Source organism: Rheinheimera sp. MM224, from assembly GCF_947090785.1.
GTDB lineage: Bacteria > Pseudomonadota > Gammaproteobacteria > Enterobacterales > Alteromonadaceae > Pararheinheimera.
Genome location: NZ_OX352320.1, coordinates 4,116,374 through 4,135,907, shown reverse-complemented (window position 1 = coordinate 4,135,907; position 19,534 = coordinate 4,116,374). Strand labels below are relative to the sequence as shown.

17 protein-coding genes are annotated in these 19,534 nt (G+C 44.0%); 12 read left to right on the top strand and 5 right to left on the bottom strand.

Annotation, left to right across the window (positions count from 1 at the left end):
* Position 1: 1 nt before the first annotated feature.
* On the bottom strand, positions 2–208 hold the full coding sequence (locus OM978_RS19280; RefSeq protein ID WP_264343987.1) for a hypothetical protein: 207 nt from the start codon (positions 206–208) through the stop codon (positions 2–4).
* 417 nt (positions 209–625) lie between these two features.
* Between OM978_RS19280 and OM978_RS19275 the strand changes: the two genes are divergently transcribed.
* On the top strand, positions 626–1,159 hold the full coding sequence (locus OM978_RS19275; protein ID WP_264343985.1) for a hypothetical protein: 534 nt from the start codon (positions 626–628) through the stop codon (positions 1,157–1,159).
* A gap of 20 nt (positions 1,160–1,179) precedes the next feature.
* Here the strand turns inward: OM978_RS19275 and OM978_RS19270 are convergent, their stop codons facing one another.
* A complete protein-coding gene (locus OM978_RS19270; RefSeq protein WP_264343983.1) occupies positions 1,180–1,734 on the bottom strand; it encodes a hypothetical protein in 555 nt (184 codons plus the stop codon).
* A 111-nt stretch (positions 1,735–1,845) separates the two neighbouring features.
* Between OM978_RS19270 and OM978_RS19265 the strand changes: the two genes are divergently transcribed.
* Genes OM978_RS19265 through OM978_RS19235 form a run of 7 tightly spaced genes read left to right on the top strand, consistent with a single transcriptional unit; the run spans position 1,846 to position 6,670 of the window.
* On the top strand, positions 1,846–2,508 hold the full coding sequence (locus OM978_RS19265; protein WP_264343981.1) for a 4'-phosphopantetheinyl transferase family protein: 663 nt from the start codon (positions 1,846–1,848) through the stop codon (positions 2,506–2,508).
* A 53-nt stretch (positions 2,509–2,561) separates the two neighbouring features.
* On the top strand, positions 2,562–2,861 hold the full coding sequence (locus OM978_RS19260) for a hypothetical protein (RefSeq protein WP_264343979.1): 300 nt from the start codon (positions 2,562–2,564) through the stop codon (positions 2,859–2,861).
* 12 nt (positions 2,862–2,873) lie between these two features.
* On the top strand, positions 2,874–3,212 hold the full coding sequence (locus tag OM978_RS19255) for a helix-turn-helix domain-containing protein (protein WP_264343978.1): 339 nt from the start codon (positions 2,874–2,876) through the stop codon (positions 3,210–3,212).
* A complete protein-coding gene (locus OM978_RS19250; protein ID WP_264343976.1) occupies positions 3,212–4,186 on the top strand; it encodes an ImmA/IrrE family metallo-endopeptidase in 975 nt (324 codons plus the stop codon). The genes OM978_RS19255 and OM978_RS19250 overlap by 1 nt, the downstream gene beginning before the upstream one ends.
* The gene (locus tag OM978_RS19245; protein WP_264343975.1) at positions 4,183–4,839 is read left to right on the top strand and encodes a C1 family peptidase; all 657 of its coding nucleotides are present in this window, start codon (positions 4,183–4,185) and stop codon (positions 4,837–4,839) included. The genes OM978_RS19250 and OM978_RS19245 overlap by 4 nt, the downstream gene beginning before the upstream one ends.
* Positions 4,826–5,587 carry a hypothetical protein gene (locus OM978_RS19240; RefSeq protein ID WP_264343974.1) on the top strand — a complete coding sequence of 254 codons (762 nt, stop codon included), beginning with the start codon at positions 4,826–4,828 and terminating at the stop codon, positions 5,585–5,587. The genes OM978_RS19245 and OM978_RS19240 overlap by 14 nt, the downstream gene beginning before the upstream one ends.
* Before the next feature lie 3 nt (positions 5,588–5,590).
* Positions 5,591–6,670, top strand: a complete 1,080-nt coding sequence (locus OM978_RS19235; RefSeq protein WP_264343973.1) for a hypothetical protein — start codon at positions 5,591–5,593, stop codon at positions 6,668–6,670.
* Here the strand turns inward: OM978_RS19235 and OM978_RS19230 are convergent.
* Complete coding sequence (locus OM978_RS19230; RefSeq protein ID WP_264343972.1) at positions 6,633–7,664, bottom strand: nucleotide kinase domain-containing protein; 1,032 nt, start codon at positions 7,662–7,664, stop codon at positions 6,633–6,635. The two genes, OM978_RS19235 and OM978_RS19230, sit on opposite strands and share 38 nt — an antisense overlap.
* Positions 7,665–7,775: 111 nt before the next feature.
* Between OM978_RS19230 and OM978_RS19225 the strand changes: the two genes are divergently transcribed.
* The gene (locus OM978_RS19225) at positions 7,776–8,141 is read left to right on the top strand and encodes a hypothetical protein (protein ID WP_264343970.1); all 366 of its coding nucleotides are present in this window, start codon (positions 7,776–7,778) and stop codon (positions 8,139–8,141) included.
* Positions 8,142–8,230: 89 nt separating this feature from the next.
* On the opposite strand, the gene OM978_RS19220 is transcribed toward OM978_RS19225, so the two are convergent.
* Both OM978_RS19220 and OM978_RS19215 read right to left on the bottom strand, forming a co-directional pair.
* Positions 8,231–10,027 (bottom strand): hypothetical protein, encoded by a 1,797-nt coding sequence (locus OM978_RS19220; protein ID WP_264343969.1) that lies wholly within the window; start codon positions 10,025–10,027, stop codon positions 8,231–8,233.
* Between the two features lie 72 nt (positions 10,028–10,099).
* Complete coding sequence (locus OM978_RS19215) at positions 10,100–10,960, bottom strand: YifB family Mg chelatase-like AAA ATPase (RefSeq protein ID WP_264343967.1); 861 nt, start codon at positions 10,958–10,960, stop codon at positions 10,100–10,102.
* Between the two features lie 273 nt (positions 10,961–11,233).
* On the opposite strand from OM978_RS19215, the gene OM978_RS19210 reads away from it, so the two are divergent.
* From OM978_RS19210 to OM978_RS19200, 3 genes are read left to right on the top strand one after another with little or no spacing between them, the layout of a single operon-like run.
* Entirely contained in the window at positions 11,234–12,586 is a 1,353-nt protein-coding gene (locus OM978_RS19210) for a tetratricopeptide repeat protein (RefSeq protein WP_264343965.1), read from the top strand.
* Complete coding sequence (locus OM978_RS19205; protein ID WP_264343964.1) at positions 12,576–13,751, top strand: FecR family protein; 1,176 nt, start codon at positions 12,576–12,578, stop codon at positions 13,749–13,751. Before OM978_RS19210 ends, OM978_RS19205 begins: the two co-directional genes overlap by 11 nt.
* Positions 13,752–13,773: 22 nt before the next feature.
* Positions 13,774–19,530 carry an Ig-like domain-containing protein gene (locus tag OM978_RS19200; protein WP_264343963.1) on the top strand — a complete coding sequence of 1,919 codons (5,757 nt, stop codon included), beginning with the start codon at positions 13,774–13,776 and terminating at the stop codon, positions 19,528–19,530.
* Positions 19,531–19,534: the final 4 nt, after the last annotated feature.

Here is a 19,534-nt window from a genome sequence, read left to right as displayed (position 1 = left end):
CTTACGTTAAATGAACAACTTCCAAATACTCCACAGCTTGAACAAATTCAGCCTCAGTAACAGCTGAACGTTCAACCAAAAGATATTCTGTGATTTGCTTCAAAGCATGCAGCTTCTCAGCATAGTGAAACTCAGACTCTCCTGCGGCTCGGTTTTTTGTATTCCGAACAAGCGCAACAGCCTCTTCCAGTTTTTTGGCTTGTTGCATGCAGATTAGTCTGGCACCGATACTAAATCTTGGAATTGACAGCAGTACGTGAATGGATTGGTCCATTACAGTGGTTTCGTCTCGTCCTTGAATTAGGATAAGAATGGACCTGATACGGTGAAAATTCAAGACATGTTCACTTGTATTTAGAGAACACGCCATTAACAAACTTGTATTGGCATTTTTCCAGAAGCTGGTTTTGTTGAGCAGGTATGAACGATCCCCTTCATTAATTGCTAGTTTTATCGCTGAATAGGGAAATATCCGTCCTTATTGAAAGGCCTAACTGTGTTGTACCTATAACCAATTGTAAATAATCTGAATTAGCTGTAATGTCCTCAGTGCCAACATTTTAAGAAATAGATAAACCCTTCACATAGCCGGATTTTCCGAGTCTAAATGCTTTAGGAGATTAGATTGAGCAAACGTAAAGATAAAAGTTCAATGGTTAAGCACTTTGAAGATCTATACCACTATGCAGCAGGACCTGAAGAAATGCTTGCACAAGTGCTCACTGGGCATTTAGCGATTGAATTCCTTATGAGACAACTTGTCTTTATGTATGACCAGAGGTTGGCTTCATTGGCTGACGAATTGTCTTTCGCTCGGCTGATATCATTGCTTCGAGACCTTGAATTAGTGTCCCTCCAAAGAGCTGACGTTCTAATGCAGATCAATAAGTTAAGAAACCGATATGCTCACGAAATAGGCTATGCTCCGGAATTAGCTGATCTACTACCTATTTTTCAAGATGCCAAGAGCGCATTCACAGATTACTCAGGTGGTTTAAAAGACGGTATCGAGGAAATGTCTAGTTCGAAAGGTGTACATAGCCTAGAGTATAAATATCATCTTTCAGAATTATTCTTAGCTGTGATTTATGACCTTCATCAAGAGTATGTGGCCCGAGGTGGTGATGAGGAAACCCCAACCAGCCACAGTTTAAGCTAGCGTTAGCGTAAAGTTTTCGCTTAAGACTTAAGATTGGCTTGATAAAATGCTTCAAACTCTTCAATACCATTGAAATTATTAACAAACGTGTAATCTGCGTAAGGCGCATTTTGCGAGATTGCAGCGTCAATTTCATATTCTTGATATATCTGTTTCTCATGCTTAATATAAATGATTTTAAAGTTATTCGATTTACACCACTGGAATTCATCTGTTGAACGGATGTCTGATATTAGAAAATTCGATATTGGATTTTTTAGCTGCACAGCTTCAATTTCTTCGGAGAGCATACGGATAAAAATATTGTTCTCTATATCCCTTAATGTGTTTAAGTGAAGCCATATTTCTCTAGGTGATTTTGTAATGCGTTCGCCAGTGAGTAGCTGTATGTCTAAAGATTTTTCTTTAATGATCGGAGGGTAATCTAATTCTAACCAAGGGTAAATGTGGTGAGCGAGCCGCTTTAACTGGTCGCTAAATGAATATCGCGTAAATTGATGATTTTTAATTAAATAATCTGCAGTATAGTCTTTACCTGATCCTGAAACCCCCATGAGGGCGATTCTCTGTGGCATGTAATACACTCCTTTGCGAGTTAGCTCATACAGTCAAATTAGTAATTTTGCTTGTGTTCACCAAAATAACGTGCTGAAAATAGCAACAAGCTTTGGTCAAGAAATTACAATATGGATATTGGTACATTAGCGCAAGCATTATCGAGACTGACACCAGAAAATATGAGTGTAAGTAGCGGCTTTATCAATGATTTTCAAACACCATTGAAGATGGATGAGTTTGCATTGAGTGAAAATGCTAGCCGAGGGCGGAAAGCTGAATTCGTTGCAGGACGAAACTGTCTACGGAAAGCTATCACGGCTTTTTATGATAAGACTTTTACTATAGGACGAAGTGAAGACGGAAAACCAATATTGCCACCAGGTGTTGTAGGTTCCCTATCCCACAAGTATCCATTTGTCGTTAGCATTGCGGCTTCTAATAACGAATACTGCTCACTCGGAGTTGATATCGAGACCATCGATAACTGGAGCGAAAAACCTTCACCTGTATTTGTCAATTCGTCAGACCTAGCATTACATGAGCATATTGATGCGCCGTTCAATGAATACTGTTCAATACTCTTTTCAGCAAAAGAAAGTGCTTATAAAGCACTGAAACACGCAAAGAGTGATACAAGCCTAAACATCCGCAACATCTCACCAGGACTAAGGCAGTTGGCGAAGGATACCTATGAATATTCGGTGTTAAATGGTGACATTATTTGTCATGGCCGCCTTTTGCTGACAAGGCCGTGGGTGATCGCAGCATGCTGGATAACGCATAATGTTTGATTTTCTAACATTTTAAGCTTAGATTGTAAGATAAAGCAACAGGAAGTGTAAACATGACCAGTATTACGATCAGCAAACAAGAGTACGAAGGGATTAAAGATGATCTTAAATCAGACTTAATTGAAGAACTGGAAGCCGAAGTAGAGTTTGCTGAGTTTGAAACCGACAAGAAAGGGCTATGGGAAACTCCAGCTGTAGATTCCAAGGCCGTAGTTAAATTGTCTCCAACGATTCAAAAATATACTGGCACTAAGCTTGATCCTACCTGGATCAAATGCGGGGGATATGACTCAGTAGTTGAAGCGGTTGAGCATATAATGGAGCAACTTGAACTCGAGTTTCAATCAAATTAGAAGAGCAACATTATGTCTACAGAAACCCGTCTTGTTATTGGTGCAAAGCTTAAAGAAGCCCGTGAGTATCTGGATATCTCGCAAGAAGTTGTAGCGAAACACATAGGGATAAATCGAACTGCTCTATCGCTTATTGAAAATGGCCAACGGAAGCTAGATACGGTTGAGCTAATGGCTTTAGCAAAGCTTTATCAACGACCTATCGCCTATTTTACAGCCGAAAACTTTAGTGTCGAGCCAAACCCAAATGCGGCAGTGTTCGCAAGAAAAATTGAGCAATTATCTGATAATGATAGAAAAGAATTAGAGAAGTTTGCCGAGTTTTTATCAATGAAGTCAGCAGGTGAATAATGGATTATCGAGAAGCTACATTGCGAGGTACCCGCGGAGCATCAGAAGCCTTGGCTCACTTCGGGTTGAAGGAGAAAATAAGGAATGGCTTGCAGCAAATTGATATTTTTGAATGCTTAAAGCAACTAGACATCGTAACAGTATGCCGTCCCCTTGACGGGTTATTAGGGGCCTACACAACTCACAATAATACTTGTGGCGTGTTGATCTCAACTAACCGACGATTGCCAATCCAGCGATTTACGGCTGCGCATGAGCTTGGTCATTTTTGGCTAAAGCATGGAACGAGCGTTGATAGTGAGGAGTTGATCACTGCTGTTAGAAACGGTGATAATCCGCCGCTTCAAGAGGTTGAAGCGGAAGCTTTTGCCTCTGAGTTTATTTTACCGAAGACCCTAGTCGGTTACACAATTAGACGACAGAATTATTCAAAGCATGATTTAAAAAATCCGGAAGTTATCTATCAGCTGTCATTGAGACTTGGAGTCAGTTATTCGGCGACAAGGGTAGCATTGCAAAATTTTAAATTTATCTCACAGCAAGAATCTCAACATGCAGCGCAAGTGCAACCTAAACAAATTAAGCAAGCTCTGTTAAAAGGATTAGGTCTGAACGCCTCTCATCCTGATGTGTTTCATCTTACTGAAAGCGATAACGATGGGTATATTTTGTCTAGTGAAGAAGACACAATCATCCTTGATTTACCTGAGCACTCTACAAGTGGATTTGCCTGGAGCGATGTATCTCAATTAGAAAATATCGACAAAATCGTTGATATACACACGACGTCAGATGGCCACTCGATAGGCGGTGTATCAAGACGCAAAATGGTGTTAAAAGGGACCGCAGTTACTGAACTGCATACACATGAAAAAAGGCCTTGGGAGGTTGGCAAAGCACCTTTAAATCAGTTTGACGTTACCATCGATTTCCGTGGTAAAGAAAGTGGTTTACCTCGGGCATATAAACAATGAGTGATGAATTAACCGTTACTTATGATTTAAGAGCTTTGATGCCAGATGTCCGTGATCAGGGATATCGACCTCTTTGTCTTGCTTTTGCCGCCAGTGATTTGAACTCCATGAGCAATAGAGTGTTATATCCTCTATCAGTCGAATTTTTAGCTTATCACGCATATCTAAAAGAGGGGCATTCAGATTACGACAATGGTCTGACAACACGCAGTGTGATAGATACTTTGAAGCATATTGGCCAGCCTGATGAAACAAGTTTACCTTACGATATAGAAGCTGACGCCCCCAAAGTGCCACCTCAGAGTTTATCAGGTCGCTACCGCGTACATTCATGTGAGTCGTTCGATTTTACTTCCTCCATCGATGGGCAACTAGACAAAGGCGTTGTGACAGTAGCCTGTATTTCCTTGCCCGATGCATTTAGAACTATCACTTCACCTTTTATGCTCGATGAAGAAGATGATCATGTAGGTTTCCACGCAGTGGTAGTTGTCGGCATAGGTCTACTATCTTCCGGATCTAAATACTATTTAATTAGAAACAGCTGGGGACCCGAGTGGGGAGACAAAGGACATTGTTGGTTATCTGAGAATTTTATAAACAAACGGACAATCGCATTACTTGAGGTAAGCCATCTAAATGAAAGTCATTAGCGCGGAAACACGAGAGGAAGCGTGGTTGGAAGCTGTTCAGCATCTCGAAGCAGAAGCAGAACACAATATTGAGTACAACCTAATACTTGAAATAAAAAAGCCAGGAGCAACGAGCGAACGTTCAAGGAATATTAGACGAGAATTTGATACTTTTTTAACTAATCATGATTTGTATTCTGTACAAACGGTAGCTGATACGATTTTTCCGGCAGCATTGTACAAAAAATATGGTACGGACGGGATTTATAAAATATATCCAAACGAGATTTATCCACAGTTGCGGCATGTAAAAGCTAATCAGCGAGGTACTTATGCTTTGCGTTTAGTCCAGGGAAAAAAAGAAGATGGAGAGGCTTTTAATCCGTTGGCATATGTTGTAGATAGAATCAGGCGCATGATCGAAACCAATGGTGCTCGCTGCGCCAATGAGATATCGCTTGATGAATGTCAGACGATACCGATCAACCGCAACGACGCCAGTCTTTATGCATTCCCATGTTTGAGCCATCTTAGTTTTAAGTTGTCCCATGACCGCTCTGAAGTTCACCTGACAGCCATTTATCGTTCTCAATTTTTCATTGAAAAAGCTATGGGTAACCTATTAGGTTTAGCGCGATTACAGGATTTTGTGTGCCGCGAAGTTGGTGTAGAGATGGGCACTCTTGTTTGTCATGCTACGTACGCCACTCTTGATCACACTGGTAAAGTACGCGACTTTCGTAAATTACTTAGTTCACTAAAGGGCTAACTCATGGATGCAAAAAGGTTTCAGGAAGAAGCAACAAGAACCGTACGTATTAACTGGGCACAACTCCATGGGCCCGATATAGCGATACTCGGAGCCATCGGAGAGCTTGGATCACTCGCCTCAGTGTTAAAGAAAAAGCAGCGTGATCAGAATGCTTATAATGATTTTGAATTGCATTTTGCTGAAGAAATCGGCGATATACTATGGTACGTCGTGACAATGGCAAGTCGAATGAATATTGTCTTACGCGATTGGCCGACTTCAGACGGCGTCACGCATGATGAGTTTGAATTGATCTATGCGTTACTTGACCATGTTTATTTGTTGCATAAACGCAGATATTTACTAACTTCTCAAGAACCTGTTTTGGAAGAAACAAATAAGTTAATCCAAGATATTCTGATTAACCTGCAGCATTTGGCCAGTTTTATTAATCAAAATCTGTCAGTTATTGCTTTGAATTGTATCAATAAAACAATCGCGTATTGGGCGCACCCTAGTGGGCTTTCAGCCCGTCAGTTTGACAAAGATTGTCCATACTATGAACAGTTGCCTCGCAAATTTGAAATTGAGTTTTTACCTATAGAGCAGTCTAATTCGACCATTATGAGGATGAATGGTATTCAGCTTGGCGATCGGCTGACAGATAATTCATATGAAGACGATGGTTATAGATTTCATGATGTTTTTCACATTGCAGGTGCAGGCCTTTTGGGGTGGTCACCAGTTTTCAGAAGCCTATTGAAAGCCAAACGTAAAAGCCAACCAAAAAAAGATGAGGTAGAAGATGGTGCTCGTGCTGCAATAATCGAGGAAGCCATTATCAATCACATCTATGATTACGCTCGCCCAAGCTTTCTTGAAAACATTAAGTGGGTTGATTTAGATTTAATTAAACGAGTACAGCGGTTAGTTCGTGGCTACGAGGTTAGCGATTGTGAGCCATGGGAATGGCAGCACTGTATATTAGAGAGTTATCGCATTTTCCGTGAGCTTAAGAAAACAGGCTCAGGTGTGCTGAGTGTGGATGCTGATGCACGCACACTCACATTATCGCCAATTCAGGAAATGAAAAATCTTTAGAAATCTTGTCATTGAGGCCCCACTTTGGTGGATACCAAACTTCTACTGGTGCTTTTTGCGGTTTAAACTTTTGCTTAATCCGCATTCTGCCACTTATTCCCATGATGTCAGGGTGCGCAACTCGGGAGTATTTATCTACTTCACAGAATAAATTTTGGCAGTCAATTAATTGCAGGTCGCGGCCCCAAAGGTTTTGAAAAGGGTAGTTCAAATGACTAAATTGATGCTCCTGACTGTCCATCATAAAATGAATGATGTCCGTTTCTGTGTAATCACCCAAATGAGTAAAACACTTCCGAATCCCATCCAGTGCGCCAGGCCCAGGAACAACAAACTCTTGCTCGCTAAATTGGAAATGGTCTGAATAATTCAAGTCAGTTACAAATTGGTATGCCAAAAACTTACCTAAAGACTCAATTTGTAAAATGCGTTGGTAAGCCGCTTTCATTGATTTACAAGCGATCAGATCATCAATGAAGCCTCCCTGCATGAGTTCTCTTAATAATGTAAGATGAAACTGATGCTTACGCTTACCCTCATAATCACGTTTTGGACCAGATGGTATGATATAGGCCGCAGAATAAATAGTTATCCGCTTGTCCATTGCCTCCTGTAAAACCTTTGCGTAGGCTTCAACTGAAAAGGTCTTCAGTGATATTTCACCAAATGCTTTTTCCAAAAGCTGCCATGTCTCAATTTTGTTAAAAAATTTAAACAAAAGTGTCCGAAGTACAGTGTCCTGGATTGACCATTTTTTAGAATAAATCACATGCTTTATTAGATATTGGCTGACTCTGTCTGACGCACGATATGCATTTGTAAATTTAAATTCATTAATGATTTTGTCATCACTCCATGGTCCTTGCGTACTATACAAACGACTGAAGAATGCTTGCTGACGTAAATAGGCAAACCTCCAATAGGTCTCAAATACAACAGACAGTTTTGGTGGCTGCTTTTTAATGAACACATCATGTAGGGTGGCAATTTTCATTTAACTTTACTTATCGTCGTCTAAGTCATCCGTCATTATAGAAAATTTTCTTTACGAATGCACCTAAAAGCAATCATAATATAAACATAAATAATGATATTATGATTAGATGTGAGTAGAACTAAGAAAAATACCCAGCTACAAAGGGAGATGTCTCATCGACTCAAGCACTTAGTTATTGACTGCTTAGGCATATCAGTCGAACAGTGTTCGTCACATATGGGTTATGCGAACTCTTCGGTTTTACGAAAAGCTATGACAGGCAGTTGTTTCATTGATCCAGAGAAGTTGAATGCTTTGGCTCGTATAGCAAATCTTGAAGGGATGTCAGCTAACATTCATTGGATTATTACCGGTGATGGTACGCCAATGATCAAAAAACACGACCCATTGACCGAAGACGAGCGTCTCATATTGAAGAAATTAGATACTCTTTCATCTGCGAAAAAAGCTGCATTGATTACATTGCTCAACTAACGCTTTTTTGGGTCCACTATTACGCTATAGCAATACGCCAAATGATGGTTATGAATAGCTTGTTGAACTCTCACACTCAATGACTAACTCTAACGAGAGGTTGATCTGTTTGATTCCTGTTTAATGGTTTTATTAGCGACTCGAGCTATTGCTTGAAAAGCTCTGAGTTCATTTAAACGTCCGTCAGAGTATGCCGTTCTTCCAATATAGCTGTGTTGCCAAGGCTCGGCCCAGACAGTTCCTGCGTCTAAGATCAATTCGTCGATATCTGGCCATATCCCTTTGGAGTGGGCTGCCATCCTGATCAATCTGAAAATGACATCATTGCGAATATCAGTTGGAGCAGAGAAAATCAGTGAGCGAAACCCACCACCGTTTGGGCTGACTTCAATTTCTAGCCAGTAAACACATTGGTTATAGATTTGGATTTCGCAAACGAGGGCTCCTCTCCTACGATACGTTGTACGGTCTATATAACTAAAACCGACTGTTTTATTGATTCCAAAGATCGTTTTCGGAAAATGCCAAACCGACAACGAACCAACGGACAAAAAAGGTTTAGGATGGGGAACGACTGACCAGCTTTTAATTGCACTTAATGAGCACAATTTATCAAGCATGTGAGCGACTTCAGTAAATCGTTTGCTTGGGTCTCGGCGTTCGGCTGAATATGATGCAGAGCCAGAGTTAGATTCTCCGTACCATTCCTCTCCTGGCGAAACGCCTTGCATCGATTCTTCGTTATTGCGCGTCAAACCATCAGCATATTCAAAGCTTTCCATTTTTTGGACTTTGACCAGCTCAGGTTCATTTGTCCATTCTACTGATGGTGCATGAAACTCAGTGGCTCCTGATGCCGCTGATGGGTCTTCTGCAGAGTTTGCATCAATAATGCCTTCTTCATCTGCTGTTGGTTTGGCTCCAGACGACGAGTATGGTTTCGGTGCGTCAGTTTGTGTTTGAATTAATCCTTTGTCTGCGCTGTTTTTGCGTTTGTAGGCAATTTCTACTTTATCTGGCCACTCCATGCCTGTTATCTGCAATGCAAGAAACTTAGCTGGCGAGCCATCTAACCAAATACCCTTCACTTTGATTTTGAGTGTTGTTAGTAAAAATGGAAAAGGCACAGCAATATTACTTGGGCCTTTGGAACTTAAAGACGCGGTATACACACTATTTGCCGCAGCTTTGCCTACTTCTGAAAGCCAGAGATTTGTTAAAATTTTAGCATAGTGGTTTTTTATGTCACGTCGCAGGGAGATTTGCCATACGCCATCTTGCCTTACACCAGTTTCATCCGGATCAAGCAGCTCACTTACTGTTTGTTCCCAGGGGCCAGAAGTCAGAGCCCTTGCTATGGCGCTATGTGGCGCATACATTGTCCGGAATATTTCATGGCAAGGTATAACGAGCACTTCAGAACTGCTGCTTACGACTACAGCATTACTATTGGGGAAACCTTGAAGTTGATAGTCACCGCGATTGATCACTCTGTAAGGATATGTCCACCACTCCGGTTTTGATTGAATCTCATCTTTGACACTCATGACTAGAATTTTAAAGTCTTGGATCTCGAAATGCTCGTTGGTAAGAGGGATAGTGCCAACCTCTACTCCATCTTGAAATACAGTTCCAATTACTAGTCGTGGTAAATAGCCAGAAAAGACACGAATTGTTTTCTGCTTAGAATTGTCAGGATCTTTTAGAACAGGTTTTAAGTCGATGTCACGAAGTTGCGCTAGAGAGGTGGAAAGAGGTTCCAATAAGACTTCAACTGAGGCTGTAGCCGTTCCCTTGTGTGGGATGTAATAATGATCAACCCACCGTATCCACCACAGGTGACCATCTTTTGGAAATTCTTCTATTCTATCTACAGCCGCCGCCATGCATCCACCAATACCTATTATCCAAACAGAGGTGTTAAATATGCCAGTTGCTTTATTTTTTGTATAGTCGTCTTATTTAGTGGAATTCACACCACCCCCTACCAATGCGACGGCGGAGCAGGTGTGGTGAGGCTGGCGAAAAGGTCGCTGGTGCCATTGTTGTAAAGTACGAGGTTGTGCTGCCACAGAATAAATCGCAGCAGTTTCTAATGCTTCCTGATCCGTTAATGTCGGGAGAATGCCGGGTAAACGTTGTGCCAGCATAGATTTACCTGTGCCTGCAGGTCCAAACATCAGCAAGTTGTGTTCACCGGCTGCGGCAATTTCCAGTGCTCTTTTCGCCTGAGCCTGACCGCGCACTTCGGCCAGATCCGGATAAAGTTCAGCTTCAGTATGTGGAATTGCCGGAATAGCAGGTAAGGCCTGCTGGTGTAATAAAAAGGCGTGCAGCTGTAACAAATGTTCGGCACCACAGAGCTGCATATCTGGAATTTGTTGCGCTTGCACGGCATTTTGTAACGGAAACACGGCGATATGCCCAGCCATTTTACAGGCCAAAGCTAAGGGAATTTCTCCGACTATGCTACGAATTTCACCCGACAACGCCAGCTCACCAAAAAACTCATAACCGGATAAATCTGCTTGTAGCTGACCGCTCGCATGCAATATGCCAAGGGCTATCGCCAAATCAAAACGCCCGCCTTCTTTGGGCAGATCTGCAGGGGCCAGATTGACGGTAATTTTATGATCCGGAAACTCAAAACCACTGTTAATCAGTGCACTGCGTACTCTGTCTTTGGCTTCTTTGACAGAAGTTTCAGGTAAGCCTACCAACTGAAATCCAGGCAAACCCCGGCTCAGGTGCACCTCCACTGTGACCAGCGGCGCCTGCAAACCGCTGCGGGCTCTGCTGTGAACTAAGGCCAGTGCCATAATTCATCCTTAAATAACTTTGTTTACTTAATTTTAACCTTGAACTATGAATTCGCCAGCAGTCCCAGCGAATTGACAAAAGTGCATCTTTAAGCTCTGGGGGATATAGATAAATCTATGTTTATGTGGGCTATTTATTTTCTCTTTCTGCTGTGAAATCTACGACCGCGACTTTCCTTTTTTACATTTCCTGCTATTCCTCTAACAGCAGAGCAATAAACAGGCAGCGCGACACTGGTATTTGTCTGGCCATAATAAATAAATGAGGTTGCTGTGGAAAAAGTCGGGGGACATAAGGCGAAAAGCAAACCAGCGTCTTTGTTGCGTATCTTCATACTTAGCCTGCTGGGTAGTGTTGCTTTTTCGCTACAGGCTGAAACGCTTAGCATTGAACAGCAAAAAACAAAGTTTATTCAGTTGGTGCAATCTGGTCAGCTGGCTGAGGCTTATCAGCTGGCAGAGGCGTTAGAAGCAGAACTGGCAGGCGACGCTGATTTTGATATGGCGTATGGCCGTATCGCCTTGCAGGTTGGTCAAAATGACAGAGCTGTGTTTGCGCTTGAGCGGGTTGTGGCTGAAAAACCACAATGGCAGCAAGCTCGCTTTACTTTGGCTCAGGCCTATTACAAAACAAAAAATTATCCTGCGGCTTTACGTCAGCTCGCTGAATTGGAACAACAACCTCAGGCCGATTTAGCCGAGCCTGTTGCCAAACTGCGCAGTGCAGCCGAATGGGAGCAAAATAAGTTAAGTGGTTATCAGCGACATAAAATCAAATATGCTTTTGGTCATGATGACAATGTGAACAGTGGCACAGCGGAAGACCGGATTTTTATCCCGTCTCTCGGTGAGATTGATGTGTTTCCGCAAAGTAAAGCAAGCAGTGATTACTTCCATCAGTTGGGGTATAGCTTCGATGGGCGCTGGCAGCAAGATCAACGTTATGCCTGGTTAGCTGATGCGCAGTTGAGTGCTACTCAGTTTAATCAGTTATCCGAGTTTGATCGCGAAACACTGGCTGCACGTTTTGGCTACGAGGCTGATTATCAACAGTACAGTTACAGCCTGCGTGCCTATAGCAGACCTCTTCGGTTAGGCGGTCAGCTGTATCGTAATGACTGGGGCGGCCAAATTAGCGGTCAGTATCAATTAAATGGGCTGCACTCTTTGGGCTTACAGTGGGTTTCAGGCCGTTCTGACAACAGAATAGATGACAGATTAAATCTGACTGTACATGCCATCAGCGCATCATGGGAGGGCAAGGGCAGCCGTTGGATTAATCAGGCTAATATCAGCTTTTCCACTGAACGCAGCCGTCTGGATAGTGCTGATTACAACAGCAGAGACGTCAGTTCATTAAGTTACACCAGTATCTGGTTGGCCAGCGCTTCTCATATTTTGATTGGCAGGGCAGAAGTTCAGGATATTCGTTATAAAGCATCCCATCCGTTATTTGGTCTTAAGCGGGACGAATCGTTATTTTCCGTCAGCGGTAGCTGGATTTGGCAGTATTCGGCCTCCATCAGCACTGAACTCAGATGTAGCTACACTGATAAGAACAGCCTTGTCACTTTGTATGAGTATGACCGCACTGAATGTGTGCTAGGAGCCAATTATGCCTTCTAAATTTACCTTGTATGCGATGCCGGTAGTCGCTCTGTTTAGTTTTGTCTTATCAGCTCAGGAGCAAGTCACTCAAGAACAAACAAAGAATGCGGGTTTGACGCTAATGGCCAGAGGCGATGTCACGGCAACAGCAACAGATACGCGGCAAAGTCGCGATTTGAGTCGCAAAGCGCCAGTGTTTAATATTGATCAGGTCAGTACAGGAGCACAAAGTCAGGCTCAATTCCGAATGCTCGATGGTGCTTTATTGGCTTTGCAAAGCGACACCGAACTTTTGATTTCCGAGTACAAAGCCGGTTCAGCCACAGAGCAGGGGTCTGTGGTGATGGAGTTGGTCAAAGGCAGTTTACGCACAGTCACTGGCTCCATTAAAGGGGATGCAGGTAACTATCAACTAAAAACACCAGTGGGCAGTATTGGTATTCGTGGTACGACCTTTCAGTTGTCTTATATCAACGAAATTATGCTGGTCGGTGTATGGGATGGCCAGATTGAATTACAGATTACCCGAGCAGATGGTACTGTGCAAAACGTGACTTTTGGTGGCGGGCAGAGTGCTTCTTTTGCACAAATCACTGCGGCTGGGCAGGTGACACCTATGTTGTCTCCTCCCGCTGAATTTGCAGGAGATACAACTGGTGGTGCAGGCAACACCAATTCCAGCAGCAGCTCAGACGCAGCTTCAAATACAGCTTTTACAGATGCGACCAATTCGCTGTCCGCTCAGGGTTCTGAAGATACATCTTTTATTGCAGAGCAAGCCTATCAGGGCAGTAGCAACCAAATCCCGGTAGCTGAGTTGATTGCTGCACGTTCAGGCAGTTATCAATATGCCAGTCTTGAACAATTCAGTGTGCAAAGTACTGAAGGTACTGTGTCAAATTTTCAGGCCAGCATGACGATAGATTTTGACAACGGCACAGTACCGCAAGGTGAGTTGTCTTTTAGTGATGCAGGTGGCGAATGGTTTGCAGCCTTTAATGGTGTGGTGAATGTTGACCAACTGGAACTGGGGGTAAATTTTGCCAGTCACGGTAATGAAAGAGCTCAAGGCCAGATAGATACCCTGTTTGTTGACGGCATTGATCAGATCCTCGGCCAATTTGTGTTGAGTGAAATAGAGGACCCCGCGACCACAGCTGGTGGTGTCTTTTTGATCAAATAGCCAGCAACAAAGGATGAACACTATGTACCTAGTTCTGCTTCGGGAGTTTTTTCGGTGGGGGTTAGTTATCACCTTTTGCGCGCTGTTGGTTGGCTGTGGCGGAGGATCGGGTGGTGAAGCCGTATCGGATAACCCTACAGGAGGGCAACCTCCTGTTTCTCCACCTCCGGTAGGCGAAACTCCGGTTGAAATGGGCCTGATGGTTGCTTTTGGTTACAACTCGCTGGTGGCTGGCTCGCCTTTACGAACCAACCAGGTGCAAAGTTTGGCGGTTGGAAATGGCACCGCTAATTATCGGTTTCCGCGTTCAGGACAGAGTATCAGTGGCAATATAACGATCGCTGTGGATGTGGCCGATCCTGATGGAATCGCCAGGGTCCTGGTTGGCTTTAATGGCAGTGAACAGGCTTTGGTATTGTGTGAGGCAAGTTGTGGTACATCCTTCTCACAAACTGTGACTGGGGTGAATCCCCGTAATTTTGGTTTAAGTCCGGGATCCTTGCGCTTAGAACTGTGGCTGGAAGACCAACTGGGCAATCGTATTTTGTTTGATGCTCGTGATATTGAATGGTTACCTGAAGCCGTCGTTGGACTAAACAGCAGTCGCACTGCTGGTTCTTTACAGGTGAACTGGTCGGCTAATAACAGTGCACGCCGCTACAACCTGTATATTGCTGAGCAACCAGGTATTACCCCTGAAAACATCCTGACTAAAACTGGTGGCCGACAATTTTTAGCCCTGACTCAAACGGGTTTTTCTGTACCTGCAGTGGAGGATAGCCGCCGTTATTTTGTGCTGATCACTGGTGTTGATCCATCGGGTGAAAGTTTGTACTCCGAACAGCATGTGATCCAGCCTGTTGGGGCGCCTCAGTTTTCCTTACCTGTAGCTACTGCAGATCAATTTAATCTGAATGAAGATGAAGTACTGGGTGGTTTCTTGCTGGCTAACGACAGTCACCCGGATGATCGCAGCTTTAGCCTGGATAGCCTGGTGGTACGTTTACCTGAAAACGGCGCCGTGCAGCTTAATGCTGATGGTTCCTTTGTCTATAGACCCGCAGCAAACTTTGTCGGCAACGATAGCTTTATTTATCAGATCACCGATACTCAGGGCTTAACAGCACAAGCGCTGGTCAGCCTGACTGTATTACCAATAAATGATCTGCCTGTAGCTATGGACGACAGTTACAGCCTGAATAAAAACACCAGCCTTAGTATTGCCTCTCCTGGTCTTTTAACGAACGATCTGGACCTTGATGGCGATAGCCTTGTTGTCGACAGTATTGCAGTTACAAATCCTGCTCATGGCAGCGTGCAGCTGGATCTGGATGGTGCTTTTAGTTATACGCCAATAGAAAATTATGTAGGCGAAGATTTTTTTGTCTATCAATTAACGGACGAACAGGGCGGTGTTGCGCAGGCTAAAGTGACACTTCGTATTGAAATGACCAATGCAGCTCCTGTTGCACAAAACGACAGCTATCAGGTGGGAGAAGACGAAGAGTTAACAGTGACTACCGCTGCTGGTTTGTTAGCGAATGATACAGATCCCGATGGAGATAGTATTAGCCTGCAACCTGAGCTGCTAAGTACAGTACAGAATGGTCAACTGCTGTTAGCATCGGATGGCAGTTTTCAGTACCTGCCGGATCAGGATTTTTTCGGTACCGACAGCTTTAGCTATCAAATCGCAGATCCCAGCGGTTTAGTAAGCGCTGCAACTGTAGTCTTGAACGTCTTAGCGCAAAATGATCCCCCTGTAGTCCAGGCTGCAAGTTTTTCGGTGAATCACAACACTCCATTATCTGTAGCAGCGCCTGGTTTATTGGCTTATGCCTCTGACGTGGACGATCAAAATTTAACCCTGGATGGCCAGGTTGTTGTTGCGCCAACAAAAGGCTCTGTGCAGCTATCGCAAGATGGCAGCTTCAGTTATTCAGCAAATTCTCAGGCGACTGGTTCTGATAGTTTTGTGTTCAGGGTTCTGGACCGCACAGGTGCTTCCAGCACAGGTACTGTGGTGATCAATATTATTTATCAGGCATCGGCACCTGTTTTAGCTGATGCCAGCTACCAGATATTTGCCAACTCTCCGAATGGGTATGCGTTTGCTCAGTTGACTGCAGCAGACAGCGATCCTAATGACACAGTCTTGTTTAGCATAGTGAGTGGCAATGATGCAGGTATTTTTAGTTTATCAACCTCTGGTCTATTCATGGTTGCGGATGCAACACAACTGGCTCAATTCTCAGGCACAACAAAAACTTTAGTGGTGCAAGCACAGGACAGTTATGGCCTGATTGATCAGGCTGTGTTGCAGATCCAAATTTTAGCTATACCAGTGATAGCTCAGCCTGATACTTATAGTCTGGCGCAGGGTTCAACATTAACAGCTTCTCCAGGCGTGCTGGCCAATGACAGTGAGTCTTCATCCGCCACTTTGACAGCCAGCCTGGTTTCCGGGCCTGCACATGGACAGCTGACGTTAAATGCAAATGGTAGTTTTGTTTATACGCCAGCCCCAACTTTTTATGGCACAGACAGCTTTATCTATCAGGCTTCGAATGGGACTTACAGTGCACAGGCTCAGGTGACTCTGAATGTGACTTATACACCACCCCCCGTACAGGCGAACTTTGATGCGTACACTTTAGATGAAGACATTACTCTGACTGTGACTAGTGCTGACTCATTACTGCTGAACGACAGTTTTAATCCAAATGAAGCCATCACCGTCAGTCTGGTGCAGGCTCCTCCCTATGGCACTTTAAGTTTAAATACAGATGGTACTTTCACTTACCAGCCCGCTGCCAATTCCTACGGTGCTTACTATTTCACTTATCGGTTGACTCAAGGAGCAATCACTTCTGATGCTCAGGTGGAGTTAAACATCAGTCCGGTCAATGATCCGCCGTCGTTACAAGACGCCACAGTGACTATTTCAGATGATTATATAGATAGTCAGCTGGTACTGGCGATGACTCAATACGATGCCGATCCGGGCAGTTACAGTTATCAAATCTTATCCGGTAACTCAGCCGGGGTTTTTGCCATCACTTCGGGTGGCAGTATTCAGATTGCTAACTCATCTTCGCTTAACGCCAGCATCACGGCTTCTTACAGTCTGGTGGTTCAAGTCACGGAAAATGGCGATCCCAGTCTGGTAGATACCGCAACTGTTGTCATTACAGTCACAGCTGCCCAAACTTTTGAAACTGAAGTTGTCGTTGACACTACTTTTGCCGGAGGCTCAAATCTGTCTTTGGAAATGATGCTGAGTGGCGAATACAACGATCCGGTGCAAATTATTCCACTGAGTGATGGTCGCAGTCTGGTGCTTGGCACCGTAGCTAACTCCTCTGGCCAGGATATTTTTGTCGTCCGGCTTAATGCAGATGGCTCTGTTGATCCGAGTTATGCAGACAAAGGTATTTTCAGAAATAAGGTATTGTCTATCTATACGACAGAACAGGCTGTAGCTGGCGTCTTAACCAGTGCCAATGAGCTGGTGCTGTTGGTTAATTATACTGAAACCGCCAGTTCAGGTTTCTATCTGGTTAAACTTAGTGAAAATGGTTCACTGGACAGCAATTTCGGCAACATGCTGGGTTATGTGCTTTGTGAATATACCCCATGCGATAGTGCAGATGTTCAGGCGACCGACCTGATCCTGAATCATTTAGGGCATTATGTGGTATCGGGCAGTAAAAATGGCAGTGCTTTTCTGTTTGAGTTTGCTGACTCTGGTTATCAGGCTGGCTGGCTCAGCACCTTCAGCACTATAGAAGAGTTTGAACTGGTGCGGCAGGACAGTGACCACAATTATTATGGGGTTGGCCAATCGTCTTCTGGTCATATAGTGATTGCCCGTTTTTCATCTTCTTTTGCTTTAGATATCAGCACTTTTGGCTGTACGCCAAACTGTGTTGGATACCAGCAGTATGATTTATCCTTAGCAGCTTCAATGCCTTATGACGCGGTCTTGTACAACGACGAACTCTATGTGGTGGGCAGTGTGACCGAGAGTTCTGCGCCCAACAGCCCGGATGGACTTTTCTTGAAAGTGACATACGATGGCAGTCTGGATCCTGGTTTTGGTAGCAATGCCGGATTTACTCAGGTGGGTGGTTACGCGGGTGCTCCGCTGCATTACCATTCCGTGACTGTCGATGATGCAACAGGTTTTTATGTGCTGACCAGCACAGCGGAAACGAGCGAAGATCTGCTTTCGATGAGTCGCTACGATCTGACGGGTCAGTTTGTTCTTAACCAGCCGCTTGCTGTGGACGGGCAATTAAAAGCTGTGGATCTGCAAAGCGACAGTTCAGGTTTATGGTTGTTGCAGCATTTTAGTAATCCAAATTATGGTGCTGCGGGTAGTGTCAGTTTTAACTGGGTAGGCAAATATCAGTTGACTAGTCTGACTCCGGACAGCGCATTTTCAGCAGATGGTCAGCGTTGGTTTAATGCGGGTTTCAGCGATGACAGCTTACTGGGTAGTCAGAGGTTAGTACTTGGTAGTCAGGTGAATAAAACGCTGTTTTATGGCTACAGCTATTCTTATGTAAATGGCAGCTATCAACAGGCTTTTGTCGGCAGACTCACCTCCAGTGGCGCTTTGGATCAGAGCTTTGGCAATCATGGCCTGGTGTTACTGGCTGATGATCAACTGGCACAGATGGAAGTGAATACAGTGCTTGAAGCTGGTTCGAATCAGTTATACGTGGCAGGTTCAGGCCTGAATACAAACAATGATCAGATCGGTTTTGTAGCCAGATTGGATCAAGATGGCTTTGTCGATCAAGGGTTTGCTGGCGGTATTGTTGATTTAATCCCAAGCCAGTTGGGCAGCTACAACGGATCAGCGGCAGTGCATTTACAGCTAAAAGCAGATGGTCATCTGATTGTAGGGGCTGAATACAGCCAATCTCAGGACAATTCTGATATTGCCTTGTTGCAATTGAATACCGATGGCTCCTTGGACGCAGGTAACTTTGGTCCATCAGCAGCAGGTTTTACGCTATTTACTGAAATAGACACAAACGCTCAGACCGAAGAAAGACTCAGTCAGATGAAACTGGATCCGGCGGATGACTCTATAGTCATTGCTGGTCAATACAAACTAATGGCAGATCCCAGACTTTATGTCGCCCGTTTTAATGAAACAGGCCTGCTGATGAATGCTGTCAATAGCCCTTCCGATACTTTTGGAGATGCAGCACAAGGCTACAGCGTGATCAATCTGGTCGATAACACCAATGATCAAACCCAATACTCAGAATACCTGAATGCATTGGATTTTGATGCCGGACAGAATCTGATTTTTGCCCTGTCGAAAAATTATGAAGGAGATGAATCGCATTATTTGTATCGAGTACAGCGCAATGGTTTGACCGACACTTCATTTAACTCTGGTAGTCCAAAATTGTACAACAGCTTCAGCGATCAGACGCCTGTTGATTTGGAGATTAAAGCTATCCATACCGATGCGGCAGGCCGATTACTGATGGTGGGCACTTATGGTGTGAATGCTTGGGTTGGACGAGTGTTGTTGGACGGCAGTAGTTCTGATGTAGGGCGCTGGGATCCTGCTTTTGAAGCGAACTCTGCGACGCCAGGGGCTTACCTATTTACCGGATTTACCTTCTCCAGCAATTTTTTTATGCAACTGACCAGCAGCAAAGTCACCTTGGGCTGGAGTAACTACGATGCTGGTGGCTACAGTGCAACACTGCGGCAATATCAATTTTATGAATATGAAAACAATCCCATTTAGTGAG

What these genes read in the sequence shown, in the direction of transcription:
- OM978_RS19280 (WP_264343987.1), bottom strand. Translation starts at nt 208, where the DNA reads ATGCAACAAGCCAAAAAACTGGAAGAGGCTGTTGCGCTTGTTCGGAAT.
- OM978_RS19270 (WP_264343983.1), bottom strand. Translation starts at nt 1,734, where the DNA reads ATGCCACAGAGAATCGCCCTCATGGGGGTTTCAGGATCAGGTAAAGAC.
- OM978_RS19265 (WP_264343981.1), top strand. Translation starts at nt 1,846, where the DNA reads ATGGATATTGGTACATTAGCGCAAGCATTATCGAGACTGACACCAGAA.
- OM978_RS19260 (WP_264343979.1), top strand. Translation starts at nt 2,562, where the DNA reads ATGACCAGTATTACGATCAGCAAACAAGAGTACGAAGGGATTAAAGAT.
- OM978_RS19255 (WP_264343978.1), top strand. Translation starts at nt 2,874, where the DNA reads ATGTCTACAGAAACCCGTCTTGTTATTGGTGCAAAGCTTAAAGAAGCC.
- OM978_RS19250 (WP_264343976.1), top strand. Translation starts at nt 3,212, where the DNA reads ATGGATTATCGAGAAGCTACATTGCGAGGTACCCGCGGAGCATCAGAA.
- OM978_RS19245 (WP_264343975.1), top strand. Translation starts at nt 4,183, where the DNA reads ATGAGTGATGAATTAACCGTTACTTATGATTTAAGAGCTTTGATGCCA.
- OM978_RS19240 (WP_264343974.1), top strand. Translation starts at nt 4,826, where the DNA reads ATGAAAGTCATTAGCGCGGAAACACGAGAGGAAGCGTGGTTGGAAGCT.
- OM978_RS19235 (WP_264343973.1), top strand. Translation starts at nt 5,591, where the DNA reads ATGGATGCAAAAAGGTTTCAGGAAGAAGCAACAAGAACCGTACGTATT.
- OM978_RS19230 (WP_264343972.1), bottom strand. Translation starts at nt 7,664, where the DNA reads ATGAAAATTGCCACCCTACATGATGTGTTCATTAAAAAGCAGCCACCA.
- OM978_RS19220 (WP_264343969.1), bottom strand. Translation starts at nt 10,027, where the DNA reads ATGGCGGCGGCTGTAGATAGAATAGAAGAATTTCCAAAAGATGGTCAC.
- OM978_RS19215 (WP_264343967.1), bottom strand. Translation starts at nt 10,960, where the DNA reads ATGGCACTGGCCTTAGTTCACAGCAGAGCCCGCAGCGGTTTGCAGGCG.
- OM978_RS19205 (WP_264343964.1), top strand. Translation starts at nt 12,576, where the DNA reads ATGCCTTCTAAATTTACCTTGTATGCGATGCCGGTAGTCGCTCTGTTT.
- OM978_RS19200 (WP_264343963.1), top strand. Translation starts at nt 13,774, where the DNA reads ATGTACCTAGTTCTGCTTCGGGAGTTTTTTCGGTGGGGGTTAGTTATC.